Annotated in this window: 10 protein-coding genes and 1 tRNA gene; 4 read left to right on the plus strand and 7 right to left on the minus strand. The window is 63.1% G+C overall.

Features of this window, described 5'->3' with window-relative positions:
* Nucleotides 1-39 precede the first annotated feature (39 nt).
* Together queF and FHW69_RS12775 are read left to right on the plus strand one after the other, a co-directional pair.
* Entirely contained in the window at nucleotides 40-867 is an 828-nt protein-coding gene (queF, locus tag FHW69_RS12770) for an NADPH-dependent 7-cyano-7-deazaguanine reductase QueF (RefSeq protein WP_183423456.1), read from the plus strand.
* A gap of 126 nt (nucleotides 868-993) precedes the next feature.
* The gene (locus FHW69_RS12775) at nucleotides 994-1,593 is read left to right on the plus strand and encodes a hypothetical protein (protein WP_183423457.1); all 600 of its coding nucleotides are present in this window, start codon (nucleotides 994-996) and stop codon (nucleotides 1,591-1,593) included.
* 95 nt (nucleotides 1,594-1,688) lie between these two features.
* On the opposite strand, the gene FHW69_RS12780 is transcribed toward FHW69_RS12775, so the two are convergent.
* Nucleotides 1,689-2,057, minus strand: coding sequence for a hypothetical protein (locus FHW69_RS12780; RefSeq protein ID WP_183423458.1), 369 nt, complete (start codon nucleotides 2,055-2,057; stop codon nucleotides 1,689-1,691).
* Between the two features lie 189 nt (nucleotides 2,058-2,246).
* Nucleotides 2,247-2,882, minus strand: a complete 636-nt coding sequence (locus FHW69_RS12785; RefSeq protein ID WP_183423459.1) for a sensor histidine kinase — start codon at nucleotides 2,880-2,882, stop codon at nucleotides 2,247-2,249.
* Between the two features lie 213 nt (nucleotides 2,883-3,095).
* Between FHW69_RS12785 and FHW69_RS12790 the strand changes: the two genes are divergently transcribed.
* Nucleotides 3,096-3,269, plus strand: coding sequence for a DUF1328 family protein (locus tag FHW69_RS12790; protein ID WP_159896214.1), 174 nt, complete (start codon nucleotides 3,096-3,098; stop codon nucleotides 3,267-3,269).
* 79 nt (nucleotides 3,270-3,348) lie between these two features.
* Here the strand turns inward: FHW69_RS12790 and FHW69_RS12795 are convergent, their stop codons facing one another.
* Complete coding sequence (locus FHW69_RS12795; protein WP_255494782.1) at nucleotides 3,349-6,645, minus strand: TonB-dependent receptor; 3,297 nt, start codon at nucleotides 6,643-6,645, stop codon at nucleotides 3,349-3,351.
* 292 nt (nucleotides 6,646-6,937) lie between these two features.
* Here FHW69_RS12795 and FHW69_RS12800 point away from each other — a divergent pair, with 292 nt between their 5' ends.
* Entirely contained in the window at nucleotides 6,938-7,357 is a 420-nt protein-coding gene (locus tag FHW69_RS12800; RefSeq protein WP_183423460.1) for a DUF4142 domain-containing protein, read from the plus strand.
* A 21-nt stretch (nucleotides 7,358-7,378) separates the two neighbouring features.
* Here FHW69_RS12800 and FHW69_RS12805 read toward each other — a convergent pair.
* From FHW69_RS12805 to FHW69_RS12820, 4 genes are all read right to left on the minus strand, one after another.
* Nucleotides 7,379-7,455, minus strand: a tRNA-Arg gene (locus FHW69_RS12805).
* Between the two features lie 170 nt (nucleotides 7,456-7,625).
* Entirely contained in the window at nucleotides 7,626-9,518 is a 1,893-nt protein-coding gene (locus FHW69_RS12810) for a M61 family metallopeptidase (RefSeq protein ID WP_183423461.1), read from the minus strand.
* 182 nt (nucleotides 9,519-9,700) lie between these two features.
* Nucleotides 9,701-11,206, minus strand: coding sequence for an amino acid permease (locus FHW69_RS12815; protein ID WP_183423462.1), 1,506 nt, complete (start codon nucleotides 11,204-11,206; stop codon nucleotides 9,701-9,703).
* Between the two features lie 87 nt (nucleotides 11,207-11,293).
* The gene (locus tag FHW69_RS12820) at nucleotides 11,294-12,334 is read right to left on the minus strand and encodes a glycerophosphodiester phosphodiesterase (RefSeq protein WP_255494798.1); all 1,041 of its coding nucleotides are present in this window, start codon (nucleotides 12,332-12,334) and stop codon (nucleotides 11,294-11,296) included.
* Between the last annotated feature and the right edge of the window lie 36 nt (nucleotides 12,335-12,370).

Below are 12,370 nucleotides of genomic sequence, written 5' to 3' on the forward strand. Positions count from 1 at the left end.
TCACGTACAATGGCGGTTCTTTGAATGCATTGAACCGCCATGTCGTCCCCTGATCATTCGCCGCTGGGCAAAGCCACCGTCTACGCCGACCGCTACGACGCCGGGCTGCTCTTCCCCATTCCCCGCCAGGGAAAGCGCGACGAAATCGGAGTCAGCCATCCGCTGCCGTTCCACGGCACGGACGTCTGGAACGGCTATGAGCTGTCCTGGCTGAACCCCGCCGGCAAGCCGATGGTGGCCATCGCGGAGTTCCGCGTACCGGCCACCACGCCGAACATCATCGAGTCGAAGTCCTTCAAGCTGTATCTGAACAGCTTCGCCCAGGAGCCGCTGACTGACACCGACGCCCTGCGCGCGGTGCTGGAGCGTGATCTTTCGGCGGCGGCAGGCGGGCCGGTTTCCGTGGTCCTGCACACGCCCCGTCAGCTGGAAGGCACGCCCATCGAGGAGCCCAAGGGCTTCGTGGTGGACGATCTGGACATCGCGATGGACGCCTACGGGCCGCCCCGTGCCGACTTCCTCGGCACGGGCGAGGGCGCCGAAGTCACCGAAACACTGGTTTCCCACCTGCTGCGCTCCAACTGCCCGGTAACCGGTCAGCCGGACTGGGGCAGCGTGCAGATCCGCTATACCGGCGCCCCCATCGACCGCGAAGGGCTGCTCCGCTACATCGTCTCGTTCCGCAACCACACGGAATTCCACGAGCAGTGCGCGGAGCGCATTTTCATGGACATCACGGCGCGCTGCGCGCCCGTCGCCCTCACCGTCTATGCGCGCTACACGCGCCGCGGCGGCCTGGACATCAATCCGTTCCGCAGTACCGACCCCACCGCGGTGCCTGCCAATCCGCGTGGCGCCCGCCAGTAACGGGGCCGTTCATGCGCACTTCATTGCTCTTGCCTTTACTTACGTAGCCTGTACTCTGCCGCGGCCACAGGGGAAACCACGCCGCGGTCCCCCGATTTGAATCGAACGTATCCGGAATCACACGCCATGAAGCTTTCCTTCCGCTCCACCGTTGTCGCCACGGCTACCCTCGCCGGTATGCTGGTCCTTACCGCCTGCGGCAAGAAGGAAGAGCAGGCCGCCGCGCCGGCACCGTCCGCCACGGCTGCTGCTCCGGCTGCCGCTTCCACCGCTCCGGCCGCCGCCTCCACCGCCGCCGTGGCCGCTCCGGCAGCCGCCAGCACCGCACCGGTCGCCGCAACGCCGGTCGCCGCTCCCGCCGCTCCCGCCGCAGCGGGTGAGTCGCTGAAGGTTTCCTCCGTCACCCTCGGCAATGCCGTGGGCGCCGACAAGAAGGTCGCCAAGGCCAAGAACACCTTCGTCGTCAACGACAAGACGATCTACGCCAGCGTTGCCACCGACGGCACCTCGGCCGGCGCCACGCTGAATGCGAAGTGGACCTACCAGGATGGCGAGACCGTCACCACGGTCAGCGACATCAGCCAGTCCATCAGCACCGACGGCCCGGCAGTCACCACCTTCAAGATCCAGAATCCGACCGAGTGGCCGGAAGGCAAGTACAAGCTCACCGTCTCGCTCAATGGCCAGGCTGTGGGTAACGAGGCATTCGAGGTGAAGAAGCGCTAAGCGCCTCTTCACCGTGCCAACGAAAAAGCGACCGGTTCCCCGGTCGCTTTTTTTTATGGACGGGCTCGCAAATCCCGCGAGTGGGCTCGCCCGAATCAAATATGCTCGTGCAAACGCACCGCATCCACAGCGCGGCTGAGTTGCTGCATGTCGTAGGGCTTGGAGACCGTCAGCGAGTCCACATACTCAGGGGGAATGTCCGCCGGACGCGCGCACGTAGTCACGATGTACGCGATGCCCCGGCTGGACAGCGAATCGAGCACCGGCCACGCCATGCACCCCTGGAGATCCAGGTCGACGACGGCGAAGTCACACGGAGTGTCGCGGACAGATGCCATGGCCCGGTCCACCGACGCCGCGCTGGCCACGACGCGACAGCCAAGTCGCGCCAGCACGTCTTCCAGCGTGCCGGCCAGCAACAGATTGTCTTCAAAGACCAGTACGCGCGGCATATTCACATCCACGACGCCCCCTTTGTCTGGTTTTCCCCCCGCAAATCCAGCATACGCCGAACCTTCACGCGAAAACCACACTGAGATGCGTCAGTTAATACGCATTTTCATGATCATTTTTTTATGACCCCTGCCCGCTTTTGCACGTAAACGATTTCCCCGAAGCCGGGGACAACCGCATGGACGTCCATTCGCAAGGCTTCAACGGGCATGCGAGGCGGGAAGCCGGAGGGTAACTTGCAGGCCCGCCGGATCAAAAATCAGCTCACTGCCGCCATTGACCTCGTGCGCCAGCTGCCGCTCGATCAACCGGAGACCAAAGCCCCGGAGAGCCGGCGGAAGCACGGGCGGACCATCGCGTTCCGTCCAGAGAATGGCCACCTCGCCCGTAACGGCGTTCGATGACCAGTGCACGTCCACTTGCCCGGCAGGTACAGACAACGCCCCGTGGCTCACGGCATTGGCCACCAGCTCGTGCAACACCATGCCAGTGGCCCAGGCCTCCCGGGGGCTCAGAAGTACGGTCGGCCCGCTGAGCGAGAAGCGCCCAGGTTCCACAAGCGCACCCAGCGCCTCTGCCACCAGGCGGGCAAATGACAGCCTCCTCCACTGGAGCTCCGTCATCAGCCGGTAGGTGCGATTCATGGCATCGACGCGCCCCACAAACGCATCCACCTCCGGACGATCGCCCGAACCGCCCAGGGTCTGCGATGCCATGGCACTGATCACGGAAAGCATGTTGCGCACGTGGTGATTCAGCTCGCGGATCAGCGAGTCGTCATGCGGGCCGGTTTCAGCAGAGTTGGTGTAGTCCACCGGATCAGGCCTCAAAGGCATGCGGAACCTCATTCTAGCCCTGGCAAATCGCCGCTTTGCCAGCCGATGTGTACGGCCCGACAAAACCTGGTGATACCTCACCTCACCGGGCACTGACGTGAAATTCAATCCAGGAATGGTCGAATGACACCCGGAACGGCTATTCACCCGCCGCCGAAATTCAACCGAGCGATCCCTGCACACGTGGGGCGTAACTCAAGTGAGGAGTCAAACATGCTGCACTGGGCCGTCGTATTCTTCATCATCGCCATCATCGCCGCGGTTTTCGGCTTTACCGGCATCGCCGCGGGTGCAGCCAGCATCGCCAAGATTCTGTTCGTGGTGTTTTTGATCCTGTTTATCCTGTCGCTGCTGTTTGGTGGCCTGCGTCGCGGGCCTCGCATATAACCAACCCTGGTTAAAGGGAAAAGAGGCGGTACCGGCATGCCCCCAGAGCTGCCGGCACCGTCTCTTTTTTTATGCCTTATCAGAACGTGTAACGAGCCGTAATCTGCACTGACCAGCGCGACTGCGCACGATCATCTTCGGTCACGTAACCACCCGGGTTGTAGTTACCCTTCGCATCCACCGGCAATGCGTACACGTACTTGCCCGTGGCCGGGTCCACGCCCGCGAAGTTCGCCAGACTGCGCATGTACGGATAGCCGATGTCGCGGACCTGGCCCCAGCGCTTGTTGATCATGTTGGTAACGTTGAACAGGTCAAGGCGAAGCTCACCCTTGTTGCCCTTGAACAGGCCGGGGATCTCCTGGCGAATGGCGATGTCCAGTTCGTTGACCCACGGCGAATGAGCACCGTTACGCTGGGCCACCGTGCCCTCGCGCCCCTTCAGGTAGCTGTCGCGACCGATGAAGCTGTAGAACTGGTCGATGGTGGCCTGCTTCGTACCCGCCTGGAACTGCACGTCACCCGGCTTCGGAATGTAGGCCAGACCCAGCGGCCAGGACGTACCTGTGGCATTGATGCCACTGACATCATTGCCGAACGTCCAGCTGTACGGCTGACCAGTGTGGCCATCGTAGAAGGCCGAAACGCTGGTCGTGTAATCGCCGAAGAAGCGATGCTGCCAGCTCAGCGACGCGATGATGCGGCGGCTGATCTCGAAGTTGCTGTGGCCTGTCGCATCCGCATTCGGGTTGAACACGGCGTCGTTTGCCCACGTGCTGGCGGCAACTTTCTCGTTACCCGAACTCACGTCCTTGGAGCTGCCGAACACGAAGCCCACCGAGCCGGACCAGTCGGAGTCCGCCGTGAACGGCCTGGACAACTGGAGCGTGCCGTAAGTCGCCTGACCCTTGCTGGTGTTGCTCAGATAGATGACGTTGCCGAAGGCCGGATTGCGATTGGCACGCGCCGATGCGCACACGCCGTTGGGCGTGGCGCAGATGGCGGCACCCGTGGAGGTCTTGCCCACGGTACGGAACGCGTCAGGATTCGTGGTGGTCCAATAGCTGTCGCGGCCGTCCGGCAGCACGCCCGTGGCCGCACCCAGGTTCAGATCCTGGAAACGGACGGCATTCTTGGTTTCCAGATGCTCCACTTCGGCGGTGAGCACGAGGTTGGACCACGGCAGCTGATGATCGAAGCCCAGGCTCGCCTTCCACACCGTGGGCATCTTGAAGTTCGCGTCCGTTACGTCGACTTCGGGCGAACCACCCTTGCGCACGTTGGACGGAATCAGCGGATTCATCGGGTCAGCCGTAAAGCCCGTGCCGTTGGACGACGAGTAGCTGGTCAGTGACAGACCGTTATTCGTATACGGGTTGGACAACCACACCCCCGGAGGCGCACCTTCGGACAAGCCGATACCGCCACGCAACTGCGTGGGACGCTCGGTGTTGAAGCTGTAGTTGAACGAGGCACGCGGCTCAAGCACGCCGTTGCCGTCAATCGTCGCGTTGTTCGGGTAGCCCGGAAACGCGCTGTTGAAGGCCGGATTGTTCAGCGGTGCGTTGCTGACTTTCGGCAGGTCATAGCGCAGGCCGTACTGAAGCGAGAGATTGCCGATCTGCCAGGTGTCCTGTGCAAACAGGCCCCACTGCGTCAGATTCCAGCGCGCGGCGATGCTGTCCAGGTTGCCATCGGTCGGCTGATACACCGAATAGCTGAAGTAATTCTTGTTGGCGAACGCATCAATGCTGGGGAAGACGTAAGCGCCGAATTCCGTGCGACCGAACAGGTTGTAGAACTCGTCACGCTGGTAATCGACACCGGCCTTGATGGTGTGATCGCCCGCAAACCACGTACCGGCGAAGAAGCCGTTGTAGCTCTTGATGCCAAGGATGTTGTAGTGACGGAACTCTTCCTCACCCAGGTTCACGAAGGGACCGGTGATCGTGCTGCCGTTGACCACACCGTTGGTATAAACCTTCACCTGCGGCTGGCGCGTCTGCACCGTCGGACTGGCGTCATATTTGGAATAGGAGAACGCGGCCTCGGTCGAGAACGAATCATTCCAGTCGTCGTATGCGTTCAGGACCCACTGCGAATTCTCGCGATGCTTATCGAACCAGTAGCTGGAAAGGCTCAGGCTCGGCGACGTCGATGAGGTGCTGTAGCCATTGAGGTTGGGCTGTTCGCTATTGGTCTTGTCGTAGCGCAGGCTGAGGCGATGGCCATCGGCCACGTTCCAGTCGAGCTTGAACAGGCCACGCTTTTCCTGCTGGTCAGCGCCCGCCGCGTTCAGCGTGCCCGGCGTCATGCCGAGGCTGGAGGCGATCTGCGAGATGCGGTCGATATCAGCCTGGCTGATCGGAACGATGTTTCCCTTGCCCGAGCCCAGCGGGCCGAAGTTCGGCGCCGGCGCCAGCGTCTTGGACTTCTCCACGCTGGCGAAGAAGAACAGCTTGTCCTTGATGATGGGGCCGCCGACGGTGGCGCCGCCGGTCCACTGGCGCGTGTAACCCTTGAACTCATCGCCCGCCTGGTTCTTGCCCACCATGTTGCTGGCGTTGCGGTACACGTAATACACCGAACCGTGGAAGTCGTTGGTGCCACTCTTCGTCACGATGTTGATGTTCGCGCCCACAGCGCGCTTGTTGGCGACGTCGTAGTTGGCGGTGGAAATGTTGTATGCCTCGATCGCATCCAGCGAAATGGGCTGATTCAGCGCCGGCAGGCCGTTGTCTTCAAGACCGAACGAATCGTTCGTCGGCACCGAGTCAATGGTGATGTTGTTGTAGCGGCTGTTCTGGCCGAGCGCGGAAATCTCGCCCTTGCTCTTGTTGGTGATGGTGATCGCAGGGTTGAGGCGCGCAATGTCCTGAATCGAACGATTCGGCACCGGCAGCACTTTCAGTTCCTGCTGCGACACCTGGGTGCCCATGCCCTTGTTGTCGGCGGTGAAGATCTGCGCCATCGCCACGTCCGTGGCGTTGGCCCGCACCGTCACGCCTTCCATCTGCGTCGGCGCCGTGCTGCCCTGCGCCGAGACCGTCAGGTCCAGGCTCGTGTCCTGCGCGAGCGTGAGGTAGATGTCGTCACGTTCTGCTGCGCCACCCGGCGTTTTTGCCGTGACGTCAAACGGACCACCGACGCGCAGACCCTGCGCCTTGTAGCGACCTTCGGCATCCGTGGTCACCACGCGCGTGGTGCCCGAGGGAACGTGGACGATTTCTACCGTGATGCCAGCCGCAGGCGCACCGCTCGCGTCCAGGACGCGGCCGCTGAGCGATGAGGAGGTGTTTTGGGCATAAGCCGTGCTGGCCATCAAGAGCGACGCGATGGCCGCCGAAAGCCAGCGCTTGCGGATATTTCCGTGCATTCCAGGTCCCCAATAAATCCATTGATGCTCAACCCCGTACCGTCGGGGCGAGCCGCGGACGATAAGGGGCAAGCGTGACCGATTCGCGACATATTGCGTTGTGGAACGTGTCCGGTTTCGCAAAATCCGTCATGCACGTGGCCTGCACCTGACGGGGCTTAACGTCGCGCCACGGCTTGAGGAGAACGGCATGCACGGTTTTCACAGGGCCCTGATAGCAACATGGCTCGTCTTCGGCGGAGCGGCTGCCTGGGCACAGCCGCCGCAAGCTCCTGCGAGCAAGGCAGGGGCTGTGGACAACGATTTCCTGCGCCAGGCCAGCGCTGCGGGACTCACGCAGATCGCGCTTGGCAAGCTCGCTGCCGGCCATGCCGGCTCCAGCGACGTGAAGAGCTTCGGTGAACGCATGGTCACCGACCACACCGCCATCAACGTCGACATGGCGAAGCTGGCCGGCAGCAAGGGCAAGCAACTGGCCACGTCATCCGATCCGGATCAGCAGCAGATCATTTCCAAACTGGGGGAGATGACCGGCGCCGATTTTGATCGCGCGTACTCGGACACGGTGGTGAAGATGGACAAGAACGCGCAGGGCATCTACGAACTGGAAGCCACGCATGGCGAGGATGCGGACATTCGGGAATTCGCGCGCAAGACGATGTCCACGCTGAAGGAGCACGACTCGCTGGCAGGCTCGCTGCCCTTGTTCTGAGGCATGCTCACACAGAAAAACTGGCGCGCCCGGAGGGATTCGAACCCCCGACCAATGGCTTCGGAAGCCACTACTCTATCCGGCTGAGCTACGGGCGCAGGTGCAGCGGACGCGTAGTGTAGCGGAGATGGAGGGGGCCCGCGACCCTTCGGAATGCAGGCCACCGCCCCTGCGTGAGAGCGGGGCGTCTCGCGATTCGCGCGCCGTCGACGCGTCGGGGTCCGGTCCCGCACCCATACAAGAAGGCGCCCCGAAGGGCGCCTTCTTCTTACTTCGCCTTGTACAGCTCGCCCAGCCAGTCGGGCTTGCTGGTGTCCCGCTCAAGATGCGGGTACTTCAGGCCGTCGTGGTAGTCGATGCGAACGGTCTTGTACTCATCGAAGTTCTTCACCAGCAGCTCGACCGGCACGTTGGTGCCCTTGGCTGCGGTGACGGCATCCTTCAGCGCTTCGCCGGAGAATTCCTTGCCGTTGACCGCGACCACGTGCATGCCCGGCGACAGGCCGGCGTTGAAGGCCGGACCATCCCAGCGAACGTCGCCGATGTCGCCCTTCGAGGAGACCGACACGCCCAGCGAGTAGGTCAGGTCAGCGAAGCCGCGACGGGCTTCGATGGCCTTGACGGCGTCGGACGGCTTGTCGGTGTAGACCAGCTTCCAGCCACCGCGTGCGATGCCGTCGATGGGGCCCTTGTGGCCGTCGATGCGCTCGCGCAGGTAGGTCGCCCAGTCGTACGGCGCGATGCCGTTGAGGGTGGAGACCACGTCCTCGAACGTGTACGGATTGACCTTCCAGTCACCGTCCTTCATGCCGAAGAACGCCTTGGCGAAATCGTCCAGCGAGCGCTTGTTCTTTGTCAGTTCGCGCAGACGCGTATCCACGTCCAGCCACACCATCTGGCCGCCGGAATAGTAGTCTTCGCTCATCTGATAGTTGCGATAGGCGAGCGGACGACGCTGTGCAATCGTCGGATCGTTGGTGGTGTCCTGGATGTTGCGCCAGGACAGACCCGGGCGACCCTGGTCGTAGGTTGCTGCCACATAGGCCAGCGAATCGCGCGCCTGATCCTGCGTCACCAGACCCGAACGGGCCGCAACGACGTTGCCCCAGAACTGCGTCTGGCCTTCGTACACCCACAGCAGGCTGTCGCCCATCGGAACGTTGAAGCTCGGCGTGGCCAGATCGGCGCCACGACGGTACTTGCCGTCCCAGGAGTGGTTGTACTCGTGCGCGAGCAGGTCGCGTCCCATCCAGTTCTTGTCCCACTCGGTGAAGTAACCCGGCGAGGCGCTGTTTTCGCTGGAGCGGTGGTGCTCAAGACCGATGCCACCCAGCTTTTCAGTCAGGGCCAGCAGGAAGTCGTAGTGGTTGTAGTGGCGTGCGCCGTACAGCTTGTCCATCTGCTGGACGAGCTTGCGGTGGATTTCGAGCTGTTCGGGCTTGATTTCCAGCGACTTGGCGTTGTCGGCCACGATGTTCAGGTGAACCGGCGAGCGGCCATTCGGATCGAGGTCCACGCGCTTGAAATACTTGCCGGCGAAGACCGGCGAGTCGACCAGGTTGTCGAAATCAATGGGCTTGAAGTTGACCGTGCTGCCACTCTGGCTGGCCACTTCCAGCGCGCTGCCGAACTGGAAACCTTCCGGCAGCTTGAGCGAAGCTTCGATCTGCACGCGGTCAGCGTTGTAGCCGGCCGGGTAAAGCGCCACCTGGTTCCACTGCACGTTGACGATTTCAGGCGTCATGACGATGCGGCCCTGACGGGTGTCCTGCGCGGTCAGCGTCTGGAACTCCACGTCGACGCCAGTGGCGCCTTCGGGCACGTTCACGTGGAACGCATACACATTCATCTGATCGCGCGTCCACTCGATGCGCTTGCCGTTCGCCGTGACCACGAGACCGGCGAACTGGTCGATCGGGCCGGTCGGGGAATGGTGGCCCGGAATCCACTGCGGGAACAGCAGGGTCAGGGGGCCAGCCGCGGCCGGGATCGTCTCACGCACGCGGAAAATGCGGTGGTTGAGATCGGTGGCGTCCACGGAGAGCTTCAGGGTGCCGTTATAGGCGACGTCCTGCGGCGGCGGTACATCAGCATGAGCGGCCGACGCGCCGATACCGGCGATGGCGGCCAGCAGCGCGGAGGCGAGGATGGTGGCTTTCAATGGGGTCTCCCGAAAGGTGCTGGTAGCGCTCCGCCATCCTTGCCGAGCTTGTGGGTCGCGCGCCCGGGTCAACCCGCCGCGCAAGCGGTCGATGCTAACGGCACCGCCCCCCCGACCCACCCTGCCATTCGTCACGACTGACGCAACGGATGCGCCAGCCGGACGTTTCCCCGGGTATGCCGTCAGCGATTCAGGCGGCTGTGGCGCACGCCATAAGCGAAATACACGATCAGGCCGATGAGCATCCAGATGGCAAAGCGCTCGAAAGTGATCCACGGCAGGCCGTAAATCAGCGCGGCCGAGAACAGCATGCCCAGTGGGGCAACGAACCAGACAGCCGGCGTGCGGAACTTGCGCTCCAGGCCGGGCTTGCGCACCCGCAGCACCAGCACCGAGGCGCAGATGAGGATGAATGCGCTGAGCGTGCCGATGTTGACCAGCTCGGCCACTTCGCCAATGGGCAGCAGACCGGCGACCAGCGCGGTGAAGATGCCGAGGATCATGGTGGGACGGGCCGGCGTGCCGAAGCGCGGATGCACGCGCGAGAACCATGCAGGCAGCAGGCCGTCGCGGGACAGCGCAAACCAGATGCGCGCCGCACCCAGCATGAAGGCAAACAGCACGCTGATGACACCGATGACGGCTGCCACGGCGATGACGTTGCTGAGCCACGGCAGGCCAATGGCATTGAACGCATCCGACACCGAGGCTTCGCCGCCGAGCGTCGTGTAAGGAACGATGCCGGTGAGCACCAGCGACACGGCGATGTACAGCACCATGGCGACGGCCAGCGACAGCAGCACCGCACGGGGCAGATCACGCTGCGGTTCTTTCGCTTCTTCGGCGGCCGTGGTCAGCGTGTCGTAACCGAACACCGCAAAGAAGACGACGCTCGCGCCGGTCAGCACACCGTGCCAGCCGAAATGGCCCATGCCCTTGGCGTCGAAGATGCGTTCGGGAATGAACGGGTGCCAGTTGGCCGTGTTGATGAAGAAGGCACCGACGCCGATCACCAGCAGCACGCCGATGACCTTGATGCCGACGATCACGGTGTTGAGGCGGGCGCCCCACTCAGTCTTGACGGACAGCAGGATGGCGACCAGTACCGAAATGCCGGCGGCAATGACATTGAAGCGATGCGCGTCGGTCGGGCCGGGAACCGGATCGGAGACGCTGATGCCGACGGCAACGAGACCCTGCTGCCAGAAGTAGCGCATGGTGTCCGGACTCATGCTCTTCTGCGCCCATTCGGGAAGATGCACTCCCGCCGAGGCCATCAGGACCTGCACGTACCCCGACCAGCCGATGGCGACCACGGCCACCACCAGGGCGTATTCAAGCAGCAGATCCCAACCGATGATCCATGCCGCGCCTTCGCCCAGCACGGCGTAGCCGTAGGTGTAGGCACTTCCGGTGACGGGGATAAGACCCGCGAATTCCGCGTAGCACAGGGCGGCACAGGCACTGCCCAGACCGGCGATGATGAAACTCAGGGCTACGGCAGGGCCCGCGTTGACCGCTGCCTGCTGGCCGGCCAGCACGAAGATGCCGACGCCGATGATGCCGCCGATGCCGATGGCGGTCAGCTGCCACAGACCGAGCACGCGGCGGAAGTCGCGGCGCGCGCCCACTTCCGCCTGCAACATCTCCACGGACTTGTGGCGGAGAAATTTCTGGAACACCGACATCAGACAACCCCTGAAAACTGGCGAGGCGGCGATCATAGCCAATCGCGCGCCCAGGGGTTTCCGATGATCCTCAACCCCGGCGGCTGTTTACCTGTCCAGCGCCTTGCGACCCAGCGCCGGGTCGTCGGTGAAGAACGCATCGATGCCAGCCGCCAGATAGGCACGGATTTCCGCGATGGAACCCGCATCGTTGCGCGCCGCATCACCCGCCGTGCTGCGGAAGTCCTTCGCCAGGAAGTGATTTTCCGGGCGGAAGGTATACGGGTGCACCAGAAGGCCAGCTGCGTGAGCGTCACGGACCAGCGCCGTCGGCTTGCCCAGCGAACCGTCCGCATTGAGCGGAATGATGCTGCGCGTGGCCGGGCCGATGGCATCGGCATACGTAGCGACCGTTTTGAGACCTGCCGGGCTCATCATCGTCGCGTAAGTGAGACCGGGCTCATCCGCCGGGTGTGACGCCGGTGCCTCGATCAACTGAAGCAGCGTCACATTCGGATGCGACTTGCCGAGCTTGCCGCGCAGGTAACGCAGGTTGCCCACTTCAAACGACTGGATTTCGACCGGCGCCGTACGCGTATAGGTGTGCGCGTCGATGGTGGCCAGCACCTTGTCCTCCATCGGCAGGCCCAGGCCGATGAAGTACGTGGAGTGCTTGATCTCCGGAATGATGCCCACCACGCGGCCCCGCGCCGCCGATTCCGCCGCCACGAAATCAATGATTTCGTCGAACGTCACCAGTTGGAACTGACCGTCGTAGCGGGCGTTTTCCTTGCGGATCTCCGGCAGGCGTTCGCGGGCACGCAGGGTCTTGAGCTCATCCAGCGTGAAGTCTTCCGTGAACCAGCCGGTGACCGACACGCCATCAATGGTCTTGGTGGCCCGACGCGCTGCGAATTCCGGATGCGAGGCGACGTCGGTGGTGCCACCGATTTCGTTCTCGTGGCGCGCTACCAGCGCGCCGTCCTTCGTGGAAACCAGATCCGGCTCGATAAAGTCCGCACCATCCTCGATAGCCTTGGCGTACGAGGCCAGCGTGTGCTCGGGCCGGAGCGCACTGGCGCCCCGGTGACCGATGACCAGAACCTTGTGCGCCAGCGGGGGCGTGGAGCTTTGGGCATGTGCAGACATCGCGAGCGTTCCCATTACGGCAGCCAGAACGCACGA

The organism is Luteibacter sp. Sphag1AF, assembly GCF_014192715.1.
Taxonomy (GTDB): domain Bacteria; phylum Pseudomonadota; class Gammaproteobacteria; order Xanthomonadales; family Rhodanobacteraceae; genus Luteibacter.

Excerpts from the sequence above, each read along its gene's own strand:
- queF (WP_183423456.1), top strand. The coding sequence starts at position 40 with ATGTCGTCCCCTGATCATTCGCCGCTGGGCAAAGCCACCGTCTACGCC.
- FHW69_RS12775 (WP_183423457.1), top strand. The coding sequence starts at position 994 with ATGAAGCTTTCCTTCCGCTCCACCGTTGTCGCCACGGCTACCCTCGCC.
- FHW69_RS12785 (WP_183423459.1), bottom strand. The coding sequence starts at position 2,882 with ATGCCTTTGAGGCCTGATCCGGTGGACTACACCAACTCTGCTGAAACC.
- FHW69_RS12790 (WP_159896214.1), top strand. The coding sequence starts at position 3,096 with ATGCTGCACTGGGCCGTCGTATTCTTCATCATCGCCATCATCGCCGCG.
- FHW69_RS12795 (WP_255494782.1), bottom strand. The coding sequence starts at position 6,645 with ATGCACGGAAATATCCGCAAGCGCTGGCTTTCGGCGGCCATCGCGTCG.
- FHW69_RS12815 (WP_183423462.1), bottom strand. The coding sequence starts at position 11,206 with ATGTCGGTGTTCCAGAAATTTCTCCGCCACAAGTCCGTGGAGATGTTG.
- FHW69_RS12820 (WP_255494798.1), bottom strand. The coding sequence starts at position 12,334 with ATGTCTGCACATGCCCAAAGCTCCACGCCCCCGCTGGCGCACAAGGTT.